The organism is Streptomyces sp. NBC_00483 (assembly GCF_036013745.1).
Taxonomy (GTDB): Bacteria; Actinomycetota; Actinomycetes; order Streptomycetales; family Streptomycetaceae; genus Streptomyces.
This window is the reverse complement of sequence record NZ_CP107880.1, coordinates 2526392-2550289: the sequence shown is the minus strand read 5'-3', so window position 1 is coordinate 2550289 and position 23898 is coordinate 2526392. Positions and strand designations below refer to the sequence as shown.

Genomic DNA, 23898 nt, shown 5'->3' with positions numbered 1-23898 from the left:
GGTGTGAGCCTTTCGAGGTGCGTCAGCGGGTGACGATGTGCAGGTGGGACAGGACCCAGGCGTTGAACCGCTCGGGCTGTTCCTGGTTGGCGAGGTGACCGGCGTCCTTGACGATCACGTAGGCCGTCTTGTGCAGGCCGCCGGCGATGACCTGGGAGGCCTCGACGCCGGTGACCTTGTCGCGGTCGCCGCAGATCACGAGCGTGGGCGCGGAGACGGCGGACAGTTCGGGGCGCAGGTCGGCGCCGGCCATGGCCTCGGCGGCGTACCCGTAGCCGGGCAGTCGCACGGAGGAGGCCATGGTGTCGACGACCCGCTCGACGAGTTCGGTGGGCGCGAGGTCCGAGACGAGGCGCGGCCCGCGCTTCTCGGCGAACGCGCGCGGCCCGGCCTCCGCCAACTCCGCGGAGCGCGCCCGCATCCCGGCCGCCTTCGCCTCGTCGGTGCCGGAGCCCGCGCTGGAGTCGGCGACGATCAGCGAGTCGACGAGGTCGGGGTGACGGGTCGCGAGCCGCAGCGCGATGACACCGCCCCACGAGACACCGAGGACGTGTGCCGACGGGCCGTACGAGCGGATCAGCTCCGCCGCGGCGTCCGCGAATCCGTCGAGGTCCAACGGGCCGTCCGAATCAGGGGACTTGGCGTATCCGGGCGCGTCCCAGGCGATGACCCGGGCGTGCGGGGCGAGCCCTTCGAGCTGCGGCGCGAACGCGGCCGACGAGGAGCCGATGCCGTGCAGGCACAGCAGCAGCGGACCTTCGGTTCCCGCCTCTTCGACATGTACGCCGGTCACAGGATCTGCCCCGAGCGCCCGGCGAGCGCGGCCACCGACCGCAGTACCGCGTACGGCACGACCTGGCTGGTCGCCGGGTTGCCCGGGTCGGGCCGGTGCGCGACCTCGAAGCGGTACGCGCCGTGCTCCCCGGACGCCTCGATGACGTGCCGGGTGCGGGTGGCCCCCGGATCGGCGACGACCTCGACCCGCACAGCGTCCAGGTCGCCGACGGCGAGGGCGACCGAGGCGGCCACGTTCGTCGACTTGGGGAACTTCACCGGCACGTCGCGCGCCGTGCCGGACATGACCTCGACGGGGCCGGTCGCCGAGCGCATGCGGCCCAGCAACTCCTCGTCCATCCAAGGCTGTTCGAGGGTGGACGGCAGCTTCGTGGTGGTGAGCCGGACGTCCTCGATCGGCCCCAGGGCCCGCACGGCCTGGAGCAGATCGAGGCCGCCGACGGCGCCGCCCGTGAAGTACACCCGGCCGGGACCGGCGTCGAGCAGCCGCTTGGCGAGCTCGTCGTCGGTGAGGGCCCCGGTCGAGGCCACGAGCAGATCGGTGCCGGAGGTGAGGACGTGCTCGCCCCACTCCCGTACGACGCCCTGACCTGCGGCCTCGACGATCAGGTCGCAGAGGTCGATGGCCTCGTCGAAGGTCACCTGCGGCGCGGGCGCCGCCTCGCCGAGCGGCCGGTTGTCGACGATGCACGTCAACTCGGCTCCCTGGACGTCGCCTTGGGCGAGCGCCGTGCCGACGACGCGGCCGATGGCGCCCCAGCCGACGAGTCCGACCTTCAGCGTGCTCATTTCTGTGCTCCTTCCGGAATGACCGGTGACTCCGGCGAACCGGCCGGGATGACCCGGGACTCCGGCGAACCGGCCATGTGACAGCGGATCTCCTTCGACGGCGCCCCCGCCGTGCCCCACAGATCGGACAGCTCCGGCACCCGCCGCCACACCTTGGCGATCCACCGGTCCTCGACGATCTGCGCGACCTCGGACGTGTACTCGCAGACGAGCCCGGTCGGGTCGGTGAAGTAGGAGAAGGTGTTGTTGCCGGGCCCGTGCCGCCCGGGACCCCACTTCGGGACGATCCCGTGGTGCCGGAGCCGGCCGAGCCCGCGCATGAAGTGGTCGACCGAACTCATCTCGTACGCCACGTGGTTGAGGGACACCCACTCGGCCTGGTTGAACGCGATGCAGTGGTGGTCGGCGTTGCAGCGCAGGAACGCCATCTGGTGCTCGGACCAGTCGGACACGCGCAGGCCGAGGACGTCGCAGTAGAAGGCGACGGCGGCGTCGATGTCGGGGGTGTTGAGGACGGTGTGCGTGACGCCGACCGGCACGGCCGTGTCCTGCCCGCGCGGCGCGACGGCCCAGGTCTCGGCGGACAGCTCGACGAGTCGGCCCTCGTGGTCGTGGAACCGGAGGCCGTAGCCGCCGCCGACCTGGTCGAGCGGCCCTGGCCCCGCGACCGGCACGATCCCGCGGGCCTCCAGGCGGCGCGCCGCCTCGTCGATCTCGGCGGGGGTGGCGACGGCGAACACGAGGCGGCCGAGGCCGGTGCGGTCGGAGCGGGTGAGCTGGAGGGCGTGGTGCTGCTCGCCGGTGCCGCGCAGCCAGCTCGCGCTGTGCTCGGACTCGACGACCTCCAGGCCCCAGGCCTCCTCGTAGAAGTCGGTGGCCTCGGCGAAGGAGGGGGTGAGCAGTTCGACGGAGCGCAGCGCGCGCAGCCGGGCGATCGGGGGGTGGGACATCTCAGGAACTCCTGGATCGTGGTCAGTTGGCCCAGGGGAGCGGGGCTTCGGACGTGCCCCAGTACAGGGACTTCTGGCGTTGGTAGGCGCGGATGGCGTCACGCCCCTTCTCGGTGCCGAGGCCGCTGTCCTTCATCCCGCTGAACGGGGTGGACGCGCTGAACTGCTTGTACGTGTTGATCCACACGGTGCCCGCGTCGATCCGGCGGGCCAGGTTCCAGGCGGCGCGGTGGTCGCGGGTCCAGATCCCGCAGGCCAGGCCGTACACGGAGTCGTTGGCCTGGCGGACGAGGTCGTCCTCGTCGTCGTAGGGGAGGACCACCAGGACCGGGCCGAAGATCTCCTCCTGGCAGGTGCGGGAGTCGTTCGGCAGTCCGGCGAGGACGGTGGGCAGGTAGTACGCGCCGTTCTCGTACGCGGGTCCCTCGGGCGCGGCGCCGCCGCACAGCACCTCGGCGCCCTCGGAGCGAGCGAGGTCGACGTAGTCGGCGACCGAGTCCCGGTGCTTCTGGTGCACGAGCGGACCGACCTGGGTGTCGGGATCGGTCCCGGGCCCGACGCGCAACTTCCCTACCCGCGAGACGAGTTCATCGACAAACGACTCGTACAGCGACGCGTGGACGAACAGTCGAGAACCCGCGATGCAGGACTGCCCGCTGGACGAGAAGATCCCGAACATCACGCCCGCGAGGGCCTGTTCGACGTCCGCGTCGGCCCGCACGATCGTCGGCGACTTGCCGCCCAGTTCGAGGGAGGCGGGGATCAGCTTGCGCGCGGCGATCTCGGCGATGGAACGGCCGGTCTCCGTGCCGCCCGTGAACCCGATCCGGCCGACGAGGGGATGCCGTACGACGGCGTCGCCGACGACCCGTCCGCTGCCCGGGAGTACGGACAACAGGGCGGTGGGCAGGTCGAGTTCGGCGAGGGCGCGGGTAATGATCCGCCCGAGCTTCAGCGAGACCAGCGGGGTCCAGGCGGCCGGCTTCAGCAGCACCGCGTTCCCTGCGGCCAGGGCGGGCGCGATCTTCTGCGCGTCGCTGGCGACCGGCGAGTTCCACGGGTTGATCGCCCCGACCACGCCGATCGGCTCGTGCACGCTCATCGTGACGTACGGGCCGCGCGAGGGCGTGATCGCCTCCTCGGCGGTCTCCAGGGTCGCGGCCAGGTACCGGAAGGTGCCGGCAGCGCTGAGCGCGAGCGCCTTCGTCTCGGTGAGGGTCTTGCCGGTGTCGGCGGTCTGCGTCGCGGCCAGCTCGTCGGCGGCCTCCTCGGTCAGCTCCGCGATCCGGTACAGGAGCCGGGCCCGCTGGTGGGGGAGAAGCTCGCGCCAGGCCGGATCCGCCGCGGCCGCTGCCGCCGCCCGCGCGGCCTCGTCGACGTCCTCGGCGGACGCGGTGTGCAGCGTGGCGAGCACCTGTCCTGTGGCGGGGTTCACGGTGTCCAGCGGAGCGCCGCCGCCGCGTCGCCACTGGCCCGCGACGAGGATTTCGGTGGGGTGGTGGGACACGGCGGAGCCTCCGGCGTACGGGAGTTGACTTGCTGAAGTGCTAGAAAGCTAAGCGCTTAAATGTTTTCCCGCAAGACCCTGCCACCGGAAGCTTCGTGCTTCTCATGACTTCAGATGCCTAAGCGCCTAACCATTGACCGCTAAGGAGTTGGCTTCTACTGTCGCCGCAATCCCCTCGTGTTCGCGTGCTCGCGGAAGGACCCCTCCATGACGACTGTGGCCGGTAAAGCCGGAGAATCCGGCAAACAGGGCCTCGGCTCGATCGCGGCCAGACTCGAACGGCTGCCGCACTCCCGCTGGCACGTCAAGGTGCGCTTCCTGATCGGCGCCGTGACGTTCTTCGAGGCCTTCGACCAGCTCCTGGCCGCCTCCGCGCTGCCCGTCCTCATCAAGGACTGGCACCTGAGCACGGGGCAGGCGACCTTCGCGGTCACCACGGGATCCGTCGGCATGCTGTTCGGCGCGCTGGTCGCCGGGTGGCTGGGGGACCGGATCGGCAGGGTGCGCACGGTGGCCCTGGGCGTCGCGATCACCGGCGTCGCCAGCCTCGCGGTCGCCATGGCCAACGGGATCGAGCTGTTCTCGCTCTTCCGGTTCGTCCAGGGGCTCGGCATCGGCGGCGTCGTCCCGGTCGCGGCCACGTACATCAACGAGATCTCCCGCTCCGACAAGCGCGGCCGCTTCGTCCTGCTCTACGAAATGATCTTCCCGGCCGGACTCGCGGCGGCCAGCCTCGTCGCGGTGTGGGTCGTGCCGAACCTGGGCTGGCGCGCGATGTTCGTACTCGGCGCGCTGCCCGTCCTGATCGCCGTGGCGCTGCCCAAGCAGGTCGCCGAGTCGCCGCGGTGGCTGCTCTCGCAGGGGCGTCTGGAGGAGGCCGAGCAGGTCATCGCCCGGATCGAGGGCGAGGTCGAGCGGGCCGTGGGCGAACCGCTGCCGGAGCCCGGTCCCGCGCCCGTGGCGGAGACCGGGCGCGGCCGGCTGCGGGACCTGTTCACCGGCCGCTATCTGCGACGCACCGCCGTCCTGTCCGGGCTGTGGTTCGTCGCGTACTACGTCAACCACGGCATCTCGACGTGGCTGCCCTCGCTCTACACCAAGAACTTCGGCCTCGACCTGACGACCGCGCTGGTCTACACGCTGCTCAGCAACATCACCGGCCTGGTCGGCACTTTCGTGGTCGCGCTCCTCATCGACCGGATCGGCCGCCGCCCCGCCCTGGTCGCCGCGCTCGGCGGCACGGCGCTCACCCTCGGGATCCTGGCCCTGGTCGGGGTCACGTCGGGGATCCAGGTCGCCCTGTTCGCGTCCTGCACGACGTTCTTCGTCTACGCGATCAACGCGGGCCTCTATCTCTACTCGCCGGAGCTGTACCCGACGCGGAACCGGGCCACCGGCGCGGCCTTCGGCGGCCTGTGGAACCGGCTCGGTGTCATCCTCGGCCCGATCACGGTCGGCGCGATCATCGGCTCGGGTGGCGGACTCGGCCTGGTCTTCGCGCAGTTGGCGGCCGTGGCGATGGTGGGCGCGGTGATCGCCCTGTTCGCGGTGGAGACGAAGGGGAAGACGCTGGAGGAGCTCAACTCGTAACGGAGGGTGGGGGTGTCGCGGCGTCGGAGGCAGGTGCCCCCGGCGCCGCCGTCGCGTGAGCGCCCGATGTCACGCGGGGTCCGGCGGGTCCGCGAGGGTCGCACCCAACGCCCCCAGCAGCACCCGCAGTTGGCGCCGCTCGTCCACCCCGAGCCCGTCGAGCAGCTCCCGCTCGACCGCCGTACGTTCCTCGGCCACCCGGTCGACCAGCTCCCGCCCCGCCCCGCTGAGGCGCAGGTACACGATCCGCCGGTCCCGGTCGTCCCGCTCCCGCTCGATGAGCCCGGCCCGCTCCAGCCGGTCCGCGTGCTGGGTCATCCCGCCGGCCCGGACCGCGCCCGCCGCCGCGAGCTCGCCCATGGTGCGGCGGTGCGGGGCCGGGGCGCGGCTCAGCTCGGCGAGCACCTCGAAGGCGGCGAGGCCGATGCCGTGCCGCTTGACGACACGGCCGATCAGGGTGCGGTAGCGGTCGGCGCAGTCGGTGAGGGCGGCGAAGGCGCGGGTGTCGGCGTCGGTGGCGGGGGAGTCCTCGGGGCGCGTCGGCCCGGCGGCGCCCGCCGCGGGCGTGCCGATGGCCGCGGCCAGTACGTCCGCGAGCAGCGGCTCCAGGTCGGCCGTCGGCACCGAGCGGGCCGGCTCGTGCGCGAACAGGTAGCGCTCCATGATGACGCCGAACAGGACGCTGCGGATCATGCCGATCCTGGCCGTCGCCTCGGGGCTCTCGCCGAGTACGCCCCGCAGGGGCCCGGTCACCAGCCGTTCCAGGAGCTCGCTCAACTGCTGTGCGCTGGGCGGGTGGTTGAGCGCCGAGCGGATCAGCGCGGCCAGCGGGTCCTCGGCGGAGAGGCGGTCCCAGCGGTCGAGGTAGGAGTGGGCGAGGGCCCCCGGGAGGCCGGCCGGATCGTTGCCCGCCTCGTCGAGCAGGGCGGCCGTGACACCGGTCCCCTCGCCGACGACGGCGCGGAAGAGCCCGTCCTTGGATCCGAAGTACGCCATGACGAGGCCGGGCGTCACGCCGGCCTCGGTGGCGATCGCTCGGATGCCGACGCCTTGGTACCCGTGGGCCGCGAACAGTCGCCGCGCCGCTTCGAGCACGGCCCTCCGGTTCCCCGCGGGGTCGTGGGAGCGGCCGCGCCGCCTCTCCTGCGTCTCGTGCTGTCCGTCCACGGCGCAACAGTAGTCGAGTCGGAGGGCGGTCAAGTTTCTGCACGACCGTTCAAAACGGTAGTCGTTGAAAACACTGGTTTGAACGGACCTATCGCTGCCTCTTGCCAAGAAGGTACTTCAGCATCAATCATTTCAGGCCTTAGGTACATGGCTCCAGGTGCATGGCCTTGGATGCATGGCGCCTTAGGTACATGGCCTGAGGTGCACCCGTACCCGCTCTACCGATCCGAGAGGCCTGGTGGCAGACGGCTTGAAACCCACACCCTTCGACTACAGCGCGCCGCACTCCGTCCCGGAGGCGCTCGCGCTGCTCGCCGACGAGGACCGCGAGCCCAAGGTGGTGGCCGGCGGCCAGTCGCTGATCCCGATGCTGAGCATGCGGCTCGCCCGCCCCGGGCTCCTCGTCGACATCACGCGCATCCCCGGCCTCGGTGACCTCTCCGTCGACGCGTCGGGCGCGCTGCGCATCGGCGCCGCCGTCCGTCAGTCCGCCGCGGCCGCCGACCCCCGGCTCCGCGAAGGCTGGCCGCTGCTCGCCGCCGCGATCGGTCACATCGGACACCCGCAGATCCGGGCCCGCGGCACCGTCTGCGGCAGCCTCGTCCACCACGACCCGGCCGCCGAACTCCCCACCGCCGCCGTGGCGTTGGACGCCCGTTTCGTCATCGCGGGGCCGGCGGGGGAGCGCACCGTCGCGGCCGAGGAGTTCTTCGTCGCCACCTTCCAGACCGCCGTGGAACCGGACGAACTCCTCACCGAGGTCGTGTTCCCGGCCCGCCGCGGCGGCTGGGCCTTCGAGGAACTCGCCCGCCGGCACGGCGACTTCGCCACGGTCGGCGTCGCCGTCCACCTCGAGCGCTCGGGCCCCGCCGTGAGCGCCGCCCGCGTCGTCTTCTGCGGCGTCGGCCCCACCCCGGTCCGGCTGCCCGCCGCCGAAGCGGCGCTGACCGGCACCGACGCGGGACCGGCCGCCCTCGACGCCGCACGCGAAGCCGCCCTCGCACACCTCGACCCGTCCGGCGACGTCCACGCCACGGCCGCGTACCGCCGCGAGGCCGCCGCCCACCTCCTCGCCCGCGCCTGCACCACCGCATGGGAGCGCACCCGATGACCGCCACGACACCCACGCCCGTCACCCCCAAGGCCGTACGGACGCCGCCGCTCGCCGAACCCTCCGGCTGGCACGAGGTCCGCCTCACCGTGAACGGTGAACCCGTCACCGCCCAGGTCGAATCCCGGCTGCTGCTCAGCGACTTCCTGCGCGACCGGCTGCGCCTCACCGGCACGCACGTCGGCTGCGAGCACGGCGTGTGCGGCGCCTGCACCGTCCTGGTCGACGGCACGCCCGTCCGCTCCTGCCTCACGCTCGCCGTGCAGTGCGAAGGCGCCGAACTGCGCACCGTCGAGGGCCTGGCCCGGCCGGACGCGCCGCTCACCCCGGTGCAGGAGGCCTTCCACGCGTGCCACGGCATGCAGTGCGGGTTCTGCACCCCCGGCTTCCTCATGACGGCGACGGCCCTGACCGAACAGGGCGAGCGGCCGGGCGACACCGAGGTCGCCGACGCGCTCAGCGGCCACCTGTGCCGCTGCACCGGCTACCGCAACATCCGCCGCGCGCTGTCCCGTGCCCTCGACGAGACGTACGAGGTCGAAAGTGACACCGCCACCGCCACCGCCATCACCAGCGCCACCGACGCACAGCGAGGGAAGTGACCCGCATGCCCGCCCCCTGGATCGGCCGCCCCGTTCCCCGCGTCGAGGACGACCGCCTGCTGCGCGGCAACGGCCGCTACGTCGACGACATCGAGCTGCCCGGCGCCGCCGAGGCCGCCGTCCTGCGCAGCCCGCACGCCCACGCCCGCATCGAGTCGGTCGACGTGGCCGCCGCGCTCGACGCCCCGGGCGTCCTCGCCGTGTGGACGGGCACCGACGTCGCCCACCTCGCGCCGCTCCTGAACAAGGAGGAGCTGCGCACCCCGCCCCGCCTCGCCGAACTCCTCGCCCCGCGCGTCGCCGTGACCCCGATGCCGCTGCTCGCCACCGACAAGGTCCGCTACGTCGGCGAGCCCGTCGCCATCGTCTTCGCCGACAGCCGCTACCTCGCCGAGGACGCCCTCGAACGCGTCGACGTCCGCTACGCGCCGCTGCCCGTCCTCGTCGACCCGGACCGCGCCCTCGCGGACGGCGCCCCGCTGCTCCACGAGGACCTGCCGGACAACACGGCGGTGGCCGTCGCCACCCAAGTGGGCGACCCCGACGCCGCGTTCGCCGCCGCGCACACCGTCATCAGCGAGGAGTTCCGGGCCCACCGCTACGTCGCCTCGCCCATCGAGACCCGCGCCGTCGCCGCCCGCGTCGACCCCTACAGCGGTGGCCTCACCGTCTGGTCCAACACCCAGACCCCGCACCGCGTCCGCGAGTCCATCGCCACCACCCTCGGCCTCGACGCCGAATCCGTCCGCGTCATCGCCACCGACGTCGGCGGCGGCTTCGGCCAGAAGGGCATCCTCTACGTAGAGGAAATGCTGATCCCTTACGCGGCAGGCAAGTTGGGCCGCCCCGTCGTCTGGCGCGAGGACCGCAACGAGAACCTCACCGCTGCTTCACACGCCCGCGAGCAGATCCACCGCATCGAACTCGCCGCTGACGCCGACGGCAGACTCCTCGCCGTACGCGACCGCATCACCGTCAACTTCGGCGCGTACAACATGACCGGCCTGGTCGTCCCGTACAACTCGCTGTGCCACCTCCTCGGCCCCTACCGGATCCCTAACGTCGACATCGACGTCCTCGGCGTCCTCACCAACACCGCATTCGCCACGCCCTACCGGGGTGCGGGGCGCCCCGAGACGGTGTTCGCGATGGAGCGGGCCATGGATCGGCTCGCCGCACAACTCGGGCTCGAACCGGCCGAGTTGAGAGCCCGCAACCTCATCGGCCCCGACGACATGCCGTACACGACCGGTCTCGTCGACCGCTCCGGAAACCCCCAGTCGTACGACTCCGGTGACTTCCCCGAACTACTGCGTCGCGCCCGCGCCAAGGTGGACACCACTCGCCGTGCACCGCGCGACGGCAAGCACATCGGCGTCGGCTACGCCATGTACATCGAGGCCACCGGGCTCGGGCCGTTCGAGACCGCGCGCATCGGCATCGCCCCCAGCGGCCGCGTCAAACTCGCCATCGGCGCGCCCTCGCAGGGCCAGGGCCACCGCACCTCCATGGCGCAGATCGCCGCCGACGCGCTCGGCGTCCCGCTGGACATCATCGACGTGGTGGGCGGGGACACCGACAAGACTCCCTTCGGTGTCGGCACCATCGCCAGCCGCGCCCTCGTCAACGCAGGCAACGCGACCCACCGGGCCGGCAAACTCGTACGCGAAAAGGCTCTCGACCTCGCCGCCCGCCGACTCGGCGTCCCGGTCGCCGAACTCACCCTCACCGACGGCGTGTTCACCACCAGGACGCCCGACGGGCCCACCCTCACCCTCGCCGAACTCGCGGGCCGCGCCCCGCTCCCCGGCACGCCCGAACCCACCGACGGCCGACACGGCACCGAACTCAGCGAGACCGTCCACTTCCGCCCGCCAGGCTTCGCCGTCGCCAGCGGAGCGCACGCCGCCGTCGTCGAAGTCGACGAGCACACCGGCGAGTTGGAGATCCTCCAGTACGTCGTCGTCCACGACGCCGGTGTCATCGTCAACCCGCTCATCGCCGAGGGCCAGGTTACCGGCGGCATCGCCCAGGGCATCGGCGGCGCCCTCTACGAGGAGATGATCTACGGCCCCGACGGCCAGCCCCGCACCGGCACGTACATGGACTACCTCGTCCCCACCTCCTCCGAGATCCCCGACCTCGACATGGACGAGATCCACTCGCCGAGCCCCATGAATGACCTCGGAGTGAAGGGCCTCGGCGAGGGCGGCGCCATCGCTCCGCAGGCCGTTCTCGCGAACGCCGTCGAGGACGCGCTGCGTCCCTTCGGCGTCGTGGTCCGCCGCGGCCCGCTCTCGCCCAGCCGCATCCGCGACCTGCTGCGCGACGCCCCCGCCGCCACTCACTGACCCACGACCGGAAGAAAGAACCCCGCCATGCAACTCGACCACACCTTCACCGTCCCGGCCGCGCCCGACGACGCCTGGAAGCTCTTCCACGACCTCGGCCGCGTGGCCCCCTGCATGCCCGGCGCCGTCCTCGACACCCTCGACGGCGACACCTTCACCGGCCGCGTGAAGGTCAAGGTCGGCGCGGTGCAGATGAGTTACCGGGGCGAGGGCACCGTGGCCCGCGACGAGGCCACCCGCACCATGCGGCTCGGCCTCAGCGGCAGCGAGACCCGCGGCGCGGGCACGGCCTCCGCGACCGTCACGGCGGAACTCGTCGCCGACCCCGCCGGCACCCGCGTCCGGGTCCGCACCGACCTCGACATCACCGGCAGGCCCGCCCAGTTCGGGCGCGGCATCATGACCGAGGTCGGCGACCGCATCGTCGGCCAATTCGCCGACCGTCTCGCGGAGTTGATGTCCGGTCCGCAGATGGAGTCCGCCGCACCGGCGGCCCTCGCCGAACCGGAGGCCGTCGACCTCGGCGCCGCCGCCCTCCCCGTACTCCTGAAGAAGGCCGTCGTTCCGGCCGCCGCCGCACTCGCGGCGGTGATACTGGTCGGGTTGATCGGCAGGCGCCGCCGCGCGGCCCGCTGACGGCCGGGGTGCCGTCCGCCCCTACCGTGATCGCTTCAGGGGTAGAATTTTCAGGGGCGTAACAATTCGCGCCCGCCCGTGAGACGTGCGAGGGGACGGGGATGGCCGAGCGGAAGGCGAAGCGGCACGACGCCGTGACACAGATCGTGGCGGACTGGGCGCGGGAGCGGCCCGAGCTCGACACAGGACCGCTGGAGGTGCTGGCCCGCCTGCACCGCTCGTTCCTGCGCTACAACACCAAGCTCAACGCGTCGATCGAGCGGCACGGCCTGTCCGTCGCCGGCTTCGACGTGCTGACCGCGCTGCGTCGTGCGGGCAAGCCGTACCGGCTCACCGCAGGGCAGCTCGCCGACTCGGGGCTCGTCTCGTCCGCCGGGGTCACCCTGCGCATGGACCGCCTGGAGAAGGACGGCCTGATAGTGCGCGAGCGGGACGCCGAGGACCGGCGCGTCGTCTACTCCCGGCTCACCGACACCGGACTCGCCAAGGTGGACGAGGTGTTCACCGACCACCTGGCCAACGAGGAGCGCATGCTCGCCGCCATCACCCCGGCCGAACGCCGCCAACTCGCCCGCCTTCTGGGCAAGTTGGAGTTTTCGATCCTGGACGCGGACGACGACAGCTAGAGCCCCGCAACCCCGGCGCCGCGCAAGCGAAAGGGGCGGCACCCCCCGTGGGAGCCGCCCCTTCCGCCTGTCCGGGGACTACTTCTTGTCGAGCACGTCCTGCACCTTCGCACGTACGTCGTCCGTGGCCAGGCCGCGGATCGTCAGCGTCGTCCGACGGCGCAGCACGTCGTCCTGGGTCTCCGCCCACTCGTGGTCACGCGCGTACACGACCTGCGCCCAGATCTCCGGCGCGTCCGGGTGCACCCGCTCCGCGAGCTCCGGGTTCTCGTTGGCGAGCCGGGCGATGTCGAAGGACAGCGAACCGTAGTGCGTCGCCAGGTGCTTGGCGGTGTCGGCGCCCATCCGCGGACCGGGCGCCGGGCTGTCGACGAGGAGGCGGTGCGCGACGGCACGCGGGTTGGCGACACCGGGGAGCGGCAGCTTCTTCGGCAGCTCGCTGATCCGCTCGAAGTCGTCACCGAGCGGGTGCCCCGGCAGCGCCTCCAGCTTCTGCATGACCGTGCGGCCGATGTGCCGGAACGTCGTCCACTTGCCGCCCGCGACGGACAGCATGCCGCCCTTGCCCTCGGAGACGACGGTCTCGCGCTTGGCCTTCGACGTGTCGCCGGGGCCACCGGGCAGCACCCGCAGACCGGCGAAGGAGTACGTGATCAGGTCCCGCTTCAGCTGCTGGTCGCGCACGGAGAATGCGGCCTCGTCGAGGATCTGGTCGATGTCCTTCTCGTTGACCGAGACGTCCGCCGGGTCACCCTCGTACTCCTCGTCGGTCGTACCGAGCAGCAGCATGTCCTCCCAGGGGAGGGCGAAGGTGATGCGGTACTTGTCGATGGGGGTCGCGAGCGCGGCCTTCCACGGCGAGGTCCGCTTGAGGACGAGGTGAGCACCCTTCGACAGCCGGATCGAGGGTGCCGAGTTCGGGTCCTCCATCTTGCGCAGGTGGTCGACCCAGGGGCCCGTCGCGTTCAGCACCAGGCGGGCGTTGACCCCGAACTCGTCACCGCTCGTACGGTCCTTGAGCTCGGCGCCGGTGACCCGGCCGTTCGTGAAGCGCAGCCCGGTGACCTCGGAGTGGTTCAGGACGACGGCGCCCGCGTCGACGGCCGCGCGGACCGTCATCAGCGCCATCCGCGCGTCGTTCATCTGGTCGTCGCCGTACACGGCAACGGCCTTGAGGTTCTCCGTACGCAGCTCGGGAACGTCCTGCTGCGCCTTCGACGGGCTCAGAAGGTGCCCCACACCATCACCGAACGCGGACAGCGCGCTGTACGCGAAGACACCCGCGCCCAGCTTGGCCGCGCCGTGCGGGCCGCCCTTGTAGACGGGCAGGTAGAAGGTCAGGGGGTTGGCGAGGTGCGGGGCCACATTGCGGGACACCGCACGCCGCTCGAAGTGGTTCTCCGCGACCAGCTTCACCGCACCGGTCTGCAGGTAGCGCAGACCGCCGTGGAGCAGCTTGGAAGACGCGGAGGACGTGGCGCCGGCGAAGTCGCCGGCGTCGACCAGGGCCACCCTGAGACCGGACTGCGCCGCATGCCAGGCAGTGGAGATGCCCAGGATGCCGCCGCCGATGACCAGGAGGTCGTACGTCGCCTTGGAAAGCTGCTCGCGGGTCTCGGCGCGGCTCGGGTTGGAACCGGCGACCGGGTGCGTTCCGAGGGCAGGCACGGTCTGCAGGGTGGACTGGGTAGTCATCGTGGGGTCTTACTCCTCGACAGAGCTGTCTTCGAGCCAGCCCATGGACCGTTCCACGGCCTTGAGCCAGCTCTTGTACTCACGGTCGCGGGTGTCCGCGTCCATGCGGGGGGTCCACTCGGCGGCCCGGCGCCAGTTGGCGCGGAGCTCGTCGGTGTTGGACCAGAAGCCGACGGCGAGACCGGCGGCGTAGGCGGCGCCGAGGCAGGTCGTCTCGGCGACCATCGGGCGCACCACCGGCGCGTCCAGGAAGTCCGAGAGGGTCTGCATCAGCAGGTTGTTGGAGGTCATGCCGCCGTCGACCTTGAGGGCCGTGAGCTCGACGCCGGAGTCCTTCGTCATGGCGTCGCTGATCTCACGGGTCTGCCAGGCCGTGGCCTCCAGGACGGCGCGCGCGATGTGCGCCTTGGTGACGTACCGGGTCAGGCCGGTGATCACACCGCGGGCGTCGGGGCGCCAGTACGGGGCGAACAGGCCGGAGAAGGCGGGCACGAAGTAAGCGCCACCGTTGTCCTCGACCGACGACGCCAGCGTCTCGATCTCGGCAGCCGACTTGATCAGGCCCATCTGGTCGCGCATCCACTGCACCAGAGAGCCCGTGACGGCGATCGAGCCCTCGAGCGCGTAGACCGGCTTCTGGTCGCCGATCTGGTAGCCGACCGTGGTCAGCAGCCCGGAGTACGAGTTGATGGCCTTGTCCGCGGTGTTCATCAGCATGAAGGTGCCGGTGCCGTACGTGGACTTGGCCTCGCCCTCGGCGAAACAGGTCTGGCCGAACAGGGCCGCCTGCTGGTCGCCGAGCGCCGAGGCGACCGGGATGCCGCCGAGCAGGTCGCCCAGCTTGCCGCCGGTGACCTCGCCGTAGACCTCGGCGGAGGAGTGGATCTCCGGGAGCATCGACATCGGGACGCCGATGGAGGAACAGATGCGCTCGTCCCACTCCATCTCGTGCAGGTTCATCAGCATCGTGCGGGAGGCGTTGGTGACATCGGTGAAGTGCTTGCCGCCGTTGACACCGCCCGTCAGGTTCCAGATGACCCAGGTGTCCATGGTGCCGAAGAGGATGTCGCCGCGCTCCGCGCGCTCGCGCAGACCCTCGACGTTGTCGAGCAGCCAGCGGGCCTTCGGACCGGCGAAGTACGAGGCCAGCGGCAGGCCGGTCTCGCGGCGGAAGCGGTCCTGGCCGACGTTGCGACCGAGCTCCTTGCACAGGGCGTCGGTGCGGGTGTCCTGCCAGACGATGGCGTTGTGGACGGGCTCACCGGTGTTCTTGTCCCAGAGCAGCGTCGTCTCGCGCTGGTTGGTGATGCCGATGGCCTTGATGTCGTCGCGGGTGATGCCGGCCTTGGTGACGGCCCCGGCGACGACCTCCTGGACGTTGGCCCAGATCTCGTTCGCGTCGTGCTCGACCCAGCCCGGCTTCGGGAAGATCTGCTCGTGCTCCTTCTGGTCGACGGAGACGATCCGGCCGTCCTTGTCGAACACGATGCAGCGGCTGGACGTGGTGCCCTGGTCGATCGCCGCGATGAAGGGGCCGGTGGTGTGTGCGTCGGTCACGTTGTGCTCCTCGTCGTACGTAAGTGGTCGGTCTCGGCGGCGTCGCTCAGAACAGCTTGTAGATGAAGCCGGCGAGGGCACCGCCGATGAGCGGGCCGACCACCGGCACCCAGGCGTACGACCAGTCCGAGCCACCCTTGTTGGGCAGCGGGAGGAGCGCGTGCACGATGCGCGGGCCGAGGTCACGGACGGGGTTGATGGCGTAGCCGGTCGGACCACCGAGGGAGAGACCGATGCTCACCACGACGAGCGCGGTGATGAGGGCGCCGAGGACGCCCAGGCCGTTGCCGTCGTCGTTGAGGCCCTGCGTGAGGATCGCCAGGACGAGCACGACCGTGGCGATGATCTCCGTCATGAGGTTCTGCGCCAGGTTCCGGATCTCCGGACCGGTGGAGAAGACGCCGAGCACGGGGCCCGCCTCGGGGGCGGCCTTCGGGTCGACCATGCCCTCGTCGCCGTCCGTGCCGTTGTGCGCGGCGAGAACCTCGCGGTCGGTCAGGTGGGCGTGGAACTGCCCGTAGTAGGCCAGCCAGACCAGCACCGCGCCGATCATGGCGCCGAAGAGCTGGGAGACCAGGTAGAGCGGTACGTCGCTCCACTTGGTGCCGCCCTCGATGGCGAGGCCGACGGTGACGGCGGGGTTGAGGTGGGCGCCGGAGACGCCGCCCACCATGTAGGCACCGGTCAGAACCGCGAAGCCCCAGCCGAACGCGACGGCGACCCAGCCGGCGTTGAACGCCTTGGAGCGCTTGAAAGTGACGGCGGCGCACACGCCACCGCCGAGCAAAACGAGTACGGCGGTACCGATGGTCTCGCCGAGGAAGATGTCGTGGCTGGACACCCGCGACTCCTTTGTCCTTCGTCCAGGGGAAAACCCGAGTAACGAACCTCCCGGGTCCCTTTCCGGTGGTCCGAGCCCTCAGGCGAGGGTCGGGTCCGGTCTGGCCTGTTCACACTCTAACGCGTATTGCCGGTAGGTGTTCGACAATGCCGACCGATGGACGCGAGTCTCGCTCTGCGGGTCTTGGCTCGTCAAGGGATCTTTTATCGATTGCGCGATCGTTATTGATCGCCTGCGGTGATCGGCCCGCCGTTGTGGGGCGACAGGCCGGTGGGGCGTTCAACGATGGTCACTCGGATCGGTGCGGCCTGCACCTTGAGCCCCGGTCGGCGCGCCTCAGAAGCGGCTGGCGCCCAGATCGCGGGAGACGGCGCGGGCGCAGTCGCGGACGGCCGCGATCAGCTCGGGGCGCAGCGCCCCCGGCTCACCGTCCTTGCAGACGCGCTCCACCGCACCAGTGATGCCCACCGCGCCCACCGGCATCCGGTGCCGGTCGTGGATCGGGGCCGCGACCGAGGCCACGCCCTCCCAGGTCTCCTCGACGTCGGCGGCGTACCCGCGCGCACGGGTGAGATCGAACACCGCCTCCAGGTCGGCGGAGTCGCACACCGTGCGCGCCGTGAAGTCCTTGCGCTCGGCCTCCAGGGCCTCGCTGTGCGCCACCGGGTCGTACGCGGAGAGCACCTTGCCCAGGGCCGTGGAGTGCAGCGGGTGCATCGCGCCCACCTCAAGGACCTGCCGGCTGTCGTCGGGCCGGAAGACGTGGTGCACGATCAGCACGCCCTGCTGGTGCAGCACGCCGAGGTAGACCGCCTCGCCGCTGGAGCGGGCCAGGTCGTCCGTCCACACCAGGGCGCGCGCCCGCAGCTCGTGCACGTCCAGGTAGCTGTTGCCCAGGCGCAGCAGCTCGGCGCCCAACTGGTAGCGCCCCGAGGCGGAGTCCTGCTCCACGAAACCCTCGGCCTGCAAGGTGCGCAGGATGCCGTGTGCCGTGCCCTTGGCGAGGCCGAGCGCGGCGGCGATGTCCGAGAGGCCGAGCCGCCGCTCGCCGCCCGCGAGCAACCGGAGCATGGCCGCGGCCCGTTCGAGCGACTGGATGTTGCGTGCCATCGCAGTCCCTTCCTCCCTCGGTTCTTCTCGCTGGCAGGTCGCTGGCTGGAGTCGCCAAGCAACGTTCGGCAATGCTGAACAGTATCGGTCGTTGCCGACCTCCGGCGAGCGCGGCGTGCGCCAATATTTCCATCGGATGCTTCCGGCCACGACACGCGCACGCCGTTCCGGCTTGTGGACGTCCCCGCGACGGGACCATCGTCCCCGTTACCCTGACCGGGTGCGCCTCCGGGAGTGGAGCCGCAAAGCCGACAGCCGTCGCACCTCTGGGAGAACTTTCATGGCCTCGTTGCCAACGCCCGCATCCGATCCCCGCGCCCGTGTGGACGCCCTCCGAGAAGCCCTCGCCACCCGCGTCGTGGTGGCCGACGGAGCGATGGGCACCATGCTGCAGGCGCAGGACCCGACCCTCGAGGACTTCGAGAACCTCGAGGGCTGCAACGAGATCCTCAACCTGACCCGGCCCGACATCGTGCGCTCCGTGCACGAGGAGTACTACGCCGTGGGCGTGGACTGCGTCGAGACGAACACCTTCGGCGCGAACCACACGGCCGCCACCGAGTACGACATCGCCCACCGCATCCACGAGCTGTCCGAGTCGGGCGCCCGCCTCGCCCGCGAGGTCGCCGACGAGTTCGCGGCCAAGGACGGCCGGCAGCGCTGGGTGCTCGGCTCCATCGGCCCCGGCACCAAGCTGCCCTCGCTCGGTCACATCGACTACGCCACGATCCGCGACGGCTACCAGAAGAACGCCGAGGGCCTGCTCGCGGGCGGCGCCGACGCGCTGATCGTCGAGACCACGCAGGACCTGCTGCAGACGAAGTCCAGCCTCATCGGCGCCCGTCGGGCGATGGACGCGCTCGGTGTCTCGGTCCCGCTGGTGTGCTCGCTCGCCTTCGAGACGACCGGCGTGATGCTGCTCGGCTCGGAGATCGGCGCCGCGCTCACCGCCCTCGAACCGCTCGGCATCGACCTCATCGGCCTCAACTGCTCCACGGGCCCCGCCGAGATGAGCGAGCACCTGCGCTATCTCGCCCGCCACTCGACGACGCCGCTGATGTGCATGCCGAACGCCGGCCTGCCCGTCCTCACGAGCGACGGCGCGCACTTCCCGCTGACCCCGCCGGAGATGGCCGACGCCCACGAGACGTTCGTCCGCGACTTCGGCCTCCAGCTGATCGGCGGCTGCTGCGGCTCGACGCCCGAGCACCTGCGCCAGGTCGTCGAGCGCGTCCGCGGCACCGAGCCGACGCCCCGCAGCCCGCAGCCCGAGCCGGGCGCCGCCTCGCTCTACCAGACGGTGCCGTTCCGTCAGGACACCGCGTACATGGCGATCGGTGAGCGCACCAACGCCAACGGCTCGAAGAAGTTCCGCGAGGCCATGCTCGAGGCCCGCTGGGACGACTGCGTGGAGATGGCCCGCGACCAGATCCGCGAGGGCGCGCACATGCTCGACCTGTGCGTCGACTACGTGGGCCGCGACGGCGTCGCCGACATGCAGGAGCTGGCCGGCCGCTTCGCCACCGCCTCGACGCTGCCGATCGTGCTGGACTCGACCGAGGTCCCGGTGATCCGGGCCGGCCTGGAGAAGCTCGGTGGCCGCGCGGTCATCAACTCCGTGAACTACGAGGACGGGGACGGCCCCGAGTCCCGCTTCGCGAAGGTCACCAAGCTGGCCCAGGAGCACGGCGCCGCGCTGATCGCGCTGACCATCGACGAGGAGGGCCAGGCCCGCACCCCCGAGCACAAGGTCCAGATCGCCGAGCGGCTGATCGACGACCTCACCGGGAACTGGGGCATCCTCGAGTCCGACATCCTCATCGACTGCCTGACGTTCACGATCTGCACCGGTCAGGAGGAGTCCCGGGGAGACGGCATCGCCACCATCGAGGCGATCCGTGAACTCAAGCGCCGCCACCCGGACGTCCAGACGACGCTGGGTCTGTCGAACATCTCGTTCGGCCTCAACCCGGCCGCCCGCATCCTCCTCAACTCGGTCTTCCTCGACGAGTGCGTGAAGGCGGGCCTGGACTCGGCGATCGTGCACGCCTCCAAGATCCTGCCGATCGCGCGGTTCGACGAGGAGCAGGTGCAGACCGCCCTCGACCTGATCCACGACCGCCGCGCGGAGGGCTACGACCCGCTGCAGAAGCTGATGGCGCTCTTCGAGGGCGCCACCACGAAGTCCCTCAAGGCCGGCAGGGCCGAGGAACTGGCGGCGCTGCCGCTGGAGGAGCGCCTGCAGCGGCGCATCATCGACGGCGAGAAGAACGGCCTGGAGGCCGACCTCGAAGACGCACTGCAGACCCGGCCCGCCCTGGACATCGTCAACGACACCCTCCTGGAGGGCATGAAGGTCGTCGGCGAACTGTTCGGATCCGGCCAGATGCAACTGCCGTTCGTGCTCCAGTCCGCCGAGGTCATGAAGAACGCGGTGGCCTACCTGGAGCCGCACATGGAGAAGTCCGACTCGGAGGGCAAGGGCACCATCGTGCTCGCCACCGTGCGCGGCGACGTCCATGACATCGGCAAGAACCTCGTCGACATCATCCTGTCCAACAACGGCTACAACGTGGTCAACCTGGGCATCAAGCAGCCCGTCTCCGCGATCCTCGACGCGGCCGCCGAGCACCGGGCCGACGTCATCGGCATGTCGGGTCTCCTGGTCAAGTCGACCGTGATCATGAAGGAGAACCTGGAGGAGCTCAACCAGCGCAAGATGGCCGCCGACTTCCCGGTGATCCTCGGCGGCGCCGCCCTCACCCGCGCGTACGTCGAGCAGGACCTGCACGAGATCTACGAGGGCGAAGTCCGCTACGCCCGCGACGCGTTCGAGGGCCTGCGCCTGATGGACGCGCTCATCGCGGTCAAGCGCGGCGTGCCCGGCGCGACCCTGCCGGAGCTGAAGCAGCGCCGTGTCCCGAAGCGCGATGTGGTGGTCGAGGAGACGCCCGACGAGGGCCCCGTGCGCTCCGACGTCGCCGTCGACAACCCGGTCCCCGAGCCGCCGTTCCGGGGCACCCGCGTCATCAAGGGCATCCAGCTCAAGGAGTACGCGTCCTGGCTCGACGAGGGCGCCCTCTTCAAGGGCCAGTGGGGCCTGCGCCAGGCGCGCACCGGCGACGGACCCTCGTACGAGGAGCTGGTGGAGTCCGAGGGCAGGCCGCGGCTTCGCGGCTGGCTCGACAAGCTGCACACGGACAACATGCTCGAAGCGGCCGTCGTGCACGGCTACTTCCCGTGCGTGTCCAAGGGCGAGGACCTGATCATCCTGGACGACGCGGGCAACGAGCGGACCCGGTTCACCTTCCCGCGCCAGCGCCGCGGCCGCCGCCTGTGTCTCGCGGACTACTTCCGCCCGGAGGAGTCCGGCGAGACGGACGTGGTCGGCCTCCAGGTCGTCACGGTCGGCTCGCGGATCGGCGAGGAGACGGCGAAGCTGTTCGCGTCCGACTCCTACCGCGACTACCTCGAACTGCACGGTCTGTCCGTGCAGTTGGCGGAGGCCCTCGCCGAGTACTGGCACGCCCGGACCCGAGCCGAGCTGGGCTTCGCCGGCGAGGACCCGGCCGAGATGGAGGACATGTTCGCCCTGAAGTACCGGGGCGCCCGCTTCTCCCTCGGCTACGGCGCCTGCCCGAACCTGGAGGACCGCGCGAAGATCGCGGAACTCCTGGAGCCGGAGCGGATCGGCGTCCAGCTCAGCGAGGAGTTCCAGCTCCACCCCGAGCAGTCCACGGACGCGATCGTCATCCACCACCCCGAGGCGAAGTACTTCAACGCGCGGTAATCCAGACCGGTCGTACACTGGTCGGTCCAGCGCAGGCCGGTTGCCCTTGTGTTCGAAAGGGGGCAACCGGCCTCTTCGTCCCTCATGGAGGTGTACGGATGACCAGTACGGTCCCCGCACTCGGTACCCGAACGGCCGAAGGCTCCACGCTTCAGGCCGTGCTCCTCGACATGGACGGAACACTCGTCGACACCGAGGGATTCTGGTGGGACGCCGAGGTGGCCGTCTTCGCCGAACTCGGCCACGCCCTCCACGACTCCTGGCGCCATGTCGTCGTCGGCGGGCCCATGACCCGCAGCGCCGGCTTCCTCATCGAGGCCACCGGCGCGGACATCACCCTGCCCGAGCTGACCGTGCTGCTCAACGACGGCTTCGAGAAGCGCATCAGCAGCTCCCTGCCGCTGATGCCGGGGGCCGCGAGACTCCTCGCCGAACTCGCCGCGCACGACGTGCCGGCGGCGCTCGTCTCCGCCTCCCACCGGCGCATCATCGACCGCGTCCTGGACTCGCTCGGACCGGCCAACTTCCGCCTCACCATCGCCGGTGACGAGGTCTCACGGACCAAGCCGCACCCCGACCCGTACCTCCTCGCGGCCGCGGGCCTCGGCGCCGAGCCCGCCCGCTGCGCCGTCATCGAGGACACCGCCACCGGCGTCACCTCGGCCGAGGCGGCGGGCTGCCAGGTCGTCGCCGTGCCGTCCGTGTCGCCGATCGAGCCCGCGCCCCGGCGCACCGTCGTCCGCTCCCTGGAACACGTCAACGTGCCTTTCCTGCAGGGGCTCATGACGTCCTGAAGTCCGCGGGGTGGCTGAATCTGTGCGTACGACAGGCTCGTTGCGTGTGTGACCTTTCCCACTCGCCCGGGGGTCGACAGCTTGCCGGGTGCATGCTGCGCGACCGCTTTCCGTGCGGCGGGCGGTGCCCTTGTGTCCCGATTGGCCACCCCATGCGACGAACCTTCCTCCTGAGGTGTTTTCGGTGCGTCCACGCCTGATTCCACAGCGTGATGAAAGGTCGGATCCCGCGCCCGCGAACCGTGGCGGCACGCCCATTAATGTCGTCGCGAGAACATCGCCGTACCCTCCCGTCGCCCACGCGTCCCACCCCTTTCGCCGGGCCGGCGGGTTCAACAGCTCTGGAGAACTTCGAGCATGAACCGCAAGACTTTGGTGCTGCCGGTCGTCATCGGCCTGCTTGCCCCCGTGCTCGCCGCGTGCGGCGGCTCCGACAGCGGGGACGCGGGCGGCGATGCGATCAAGGTCGGCACCACGGACCGGTTCATCGCCTCCGGGAAGGTACCCGCGCCGTTCGACCCGGCGTACGCCTACGACACCGGGTCCTGGAACGTGCTGCGCCAGACCGTGCAGACGCTCATGGCGATGCCGCGCAGCGGCAGCGGCGAACCCGTGCCCGAGGCCGCGCAGAGCTGCATATTCTCCGACAGCGGCAGCGAGCGCTACGCCTGCAAGCTGCGCAAGGACCTCAAGTTCGCCGACGGCAAGCCGATCACCGCGGCCGATGTGAAGTACTCCATCGACCGCGTCAGGAACATCAAGAGCGACAGCGGCTCCTACGGTCTGCTCTCCTCGATCGACACCATCGAGACGCAGGGCGACCGCGAGGTCATCTTCCACCTCAAGTCCCCGGACGCCACGTTCCCGTACAAGCTGGCCACGCCCTCCGCCGGCATCGTCGACCCCGACGAGTACCCGAAGAACAAGCTGCGCAAGGGCTTCGAGGTGAACGGCTCCGGCCCGTACACCCTGAAGGCCACCGTCAAGAACGACGCCGTCGTCAGGACCGTCTTCACCAAGAACCCCAACTACAAGGGTCAGTTGAAGCCGAAGAACGACAAGGTGGAGCTGGACTCCTTCACCAGCGCCGGCGCCATGGGCAAGGCGCTGGAAAAGGGCAACATCGACATGATGACGCGCACCATGTCGCCGGAGCAGATCAAGAAGTACTCCGACAGCGCGCCCAAGAACGTCAACCTGGTCGAGATGCCCGGCATGGAGATCCGCTACCTCGGCTTCGACACCAAGGCGACCACCGTCAGGGACAAGGCCGTCCGGCAGGCCATGGCGCAGCTCGTGGACCGCGGCGAGATCGCCTCCGACGTGTACGGCAACGGCGCCGAGCCGCTGTACTCGCTCGTGCCCAGCGGCATCACGGGCCACCAGAACTCGTTCTTCAACAAGTACGGCAACCCGAGCAGGACCAAGGCCGCATCGATCCTGCAGCAGGCCGGCATCAGCACGCCCGTCAAGCTCACGCTGCACTACACGAGCGACCACTACGGGCCGGCCACCAAGAAGGAGTTCGAGGTCCTTCAGAAGCAGCTGAACGCCAGCGGCCTGTTCCACGTCGACATCAAGGGCGACGTCTGGGACACCTACCGCGACGCCCAGCTCAAGGGGAAGTACGACGTCTACGGCCTCGGCTGGTTCCCCGACTTCCCGGACGCCGACAACTTCCTCGCGCCGTTCCTCGACAAGGACAACTTCCTGGCGTCCCCGTACACCAACAGCAGCATCCGCGGTGACCTGATCCCGGCCGAGCGCCGCGAGGCCGACCGGCTCACCGCGTCCAAGCCCATCCAGCAGATCCAGAACCTCGTCGCCGACGACGTGCCCGTCCTCCCGCTGTGGCAGGGCAAGCAGTACGTCGCCGCCCGCGACGACATCACCGGGGTGGAGTGGGCGCTGTCCGCCTCCTCGATCCTCCAGCTGTGGGAGCTGGGCCGCGGCGTCAGCGGCTGAGCCCACCCCGGGGCCGGTCCAC

Annotated in this window: 18 protein-coding genes; 9 read left to right on the top strand and 9 right to left on the bottom strand. The window is 70.6% G+C overall.

What is annotated here, in order from left to right:
• Nucleotides 1–22 precede the first annotated feature (22 nt).
• From OHA73_RS11125 to OHA73_RS11110, 4 genes are read right to left on the bottom strand one after another with little or no spacing between them, the layout of a single operon-like run.
• Entirely contained in the window at nucleotides 23–793 is a 771-nt protein-coding gene (locus OHA73_RS11125; RefSeq protein WP_327654952.1) for an alpha/beta fold hydrolase, read from the bottom strand.
• Complete coding sequence (locus tag OHA73_RS11120) at nucleotides 790–1584, bottom strand: aspartate dehydrogenase domain-containing protein (protein ID WP_266721452.1); 795 nt, start codon at nucleotides 1582–1584, stop codon at nucleotides 790–792. Before OHA73_RS11120 ends, OHA73_RS11125 begins: the two co-directional genes overlap by 4 nt.
• Nucleotides 1581–2534, bottom strand: coding sequence for a VOC family protein (locus tag OHA73_RS11115; RefSeq protein ID WP_327654951.1), 954 nt, complete (start codon nucleotides 2532–2534; stop codon nucleotides 1581–1583). The genes OHA73_RS11120 and OHA73_RS11115 overlap by 4 nt, the downstream gene beginning before the upstream one ends.
• A gap of 22 nt (nucleotides 2535–2556) precedes the next feature.
• Entirely contained in the window at nucleotides 2557–4041 is a 1485-nt protein-coding gene (locus OHA73_RS11110) for an aldehyde dehydrogenase (protein WP_327654950.1), read from the bottom strand.
• 207 nt (nucleotides 4042–4248) lie between these two features.
• Here OHA73_RS11110 and OHA73_RS11105 point away from each other — a divergent pair, with 207 nt between their 5' ends.
• Nucleotides 4249–5631, top strand: a complete 1383-nt coding sequence (locus tag OHA73_RS11105) for an MFS transporter (RefSeq protein ID WP_266721458.1) — start codon at nucleotides 4249–4251, stop codon at nucleotides 5629–5631.
• 69 nt (nucleotides 5632–5700) lie between these two features.
• On the opposite strand, the gene OHA73_RS11100 is transcribed toward OHA73_RS11105, so the two are convergent.
• A complete protein-coding gene (locus OHA73_RS11100; protein WP_327654949.1) occupies nucleotides 5701–6798 on the bottom strand; it encodes a TetR/AcrR family transcriptional regulator in 1098 nt (365 codons plus the stop codon).
• Nucleotides 6799–7048: 250 nt separating this feature from the next.
• On the opposite strand from OHA73_RS11100, the gene OHA73_RS11095 reads away from it, so the two are divergent.
• From OHA73_RS11095 to OHA73_RS11075, 5 genes are all read left to right on the top strand, one after another.
• The gene (locus tag OHA73_RS11095; RefSeq protein ID WP_327654948.1) at nucleotides 7049–7909 is read left to right on the top strand and encodes an FAD binding domain-containing protein; all 861 of its coding nucleotides are present in this window, start codon (nucleotides 7049–7051) and stop codon (nucleotides 7907–7909) included.
• On the top strand, nucleotides 7906–8511 hold the full coding sequence (locus OHA73_RS11090; RefSeq protein WP_327654947.1) for a (2Fe-2S)-binding protein: 606 nt from the start codon (nucleotides 7906–7908) through the stop codon (nucleotides 8509–8511). Before OHA73_RS11095 ends, OHA73_RS11090 begins: the two co-directional genes overlap by 4 nt.
• Nucleotides 8512–8516: 5 nt before the next feature.
• Entirely contained in the window at nucleotides 8517–10862 is a 2346-nt protein-coding gene (locus tag OHA73_RS11085) for a xanthine dehydrogenase family protein molybdopterin-binding subunit (protein ID WP_327654946.1), read from the top strand.
• A 27-nt stretch (nucleotides 10863–10889) separates the two neighbouring features.
• Entirely contained in the window at nucleotides 10890–11498 is a 609-nt protein-coding gene (locus OHA73_RS11080; protein ID WP_327654945.1) for an SRPBCC family protein, read from the top strand.
• A gap of 101 nt (nucleotides 11499–11599) precedes the next feature.
• A complete protein-coding gene (locus OHA73_RS11075; RefSeq protein WP_266721468.1) occupies nucleotides 11600–12124 on the top strand; it encodes a MarR family winged helix-turn-helix transcriptional regulator in 525 nt (174 codons plus the stop codon).
• 78 nt (nucleotides 12125–12202) lie between these two features.
• Here the strand turns inward: OHA73_RS11075 and OHA73_RS11070 are convergent, their stop codons facing one another.
• From OHA73_RS11070 to OHA73_RS11055, 4 genes are all read right to left on the bottom strand, one after another.
• Nucleotides 12203–13819: a glycerol-3-phosphate dehydrogenase/oxidase gene (locus tag OHA73_RS11070; RefSeq protein ID WP_266721470.1), complete on the bottom strand. Its 1617-nt coding sequence runs from the start codon at nucleotides 13817–13819 to the stop codon at nucleotides 12203–12205.
• Between the two features lie 9 nt (nucleotides 13820–13828).
• Complete coding sequence (gene glpK / locus OHA73_RS11065; protein ID WP_267071044.1) at nucleotides 13829–15376, bottom strand: glycerol kinase GlpK; 1548 nt, start codon at nucleotides 15374–15376, stop codon at nucleotides 13829–13831.
• 46 nt (nucleotides 15377–15422) lie between these two features.
• Entirely contained in the window at nucleotides 15423–16217 is a 795-nt protein-coding gene (locus tag OHA73_RS11060) for an MIP/aquaporin family protein (RefSeq protein WP_266721473.1), read from the bottom strand.
• 336 nt (nucleotides 16218–16553) lie between these two features.
• Entirely contained in the window at nucleotides 16554–17327 is a 774-nt protein-coding gene (locus OHA73_RS11055) for an IclR family transcriptional regulator (protein WP_327654944.1), read from the bottom strand.
• 280 nt (nucleotides 17328–17607) lie between these two features.
• Between OHA73_RS11055 and metH the strand changes: the two genes are divergently transcribed.
• From metH to OHA73_RS11040, 3 genes are all read left to right on the top strand, one after another.
• On the top strand, nucleotides 17608–21117 hold the full coding sequence (gene metH, locus OHA73_RS11050; protein WP_327654943.1) for a methionine synthase: 3510 nt from the start codon (nucleotides 17608–17610) through the stop codon (nucleotides 21115–21117).
• A gap of 98 nt (nucleotides 21118–21215) precedes the next feature.
• Complete coding sequence (locus OHA73_RS11045; RefSeq protein WP_266721479.1) at nucleotides 21216–21911, top strand: HAD family hydrolase; 696 nt, start codon at nucleotides 21216–21218, stop codon at nucleotides 21909–21911.
• Nucleotides 21912–22268: 357 nt separating this feature from the next.
• Complete coding sequence (locus OHA73_RS11040; RefSeq protein ID WP_266721481.1) at nucleotides 22269–23876, top strand: ABC transporter substrate-binding protein; 1608 nt, start codon at nucleotides 22269–22271, stop codon at nucleotides 23874–23876.
• Nucleotides 23877–23898 lie beyond the last annotated feature (22 nt).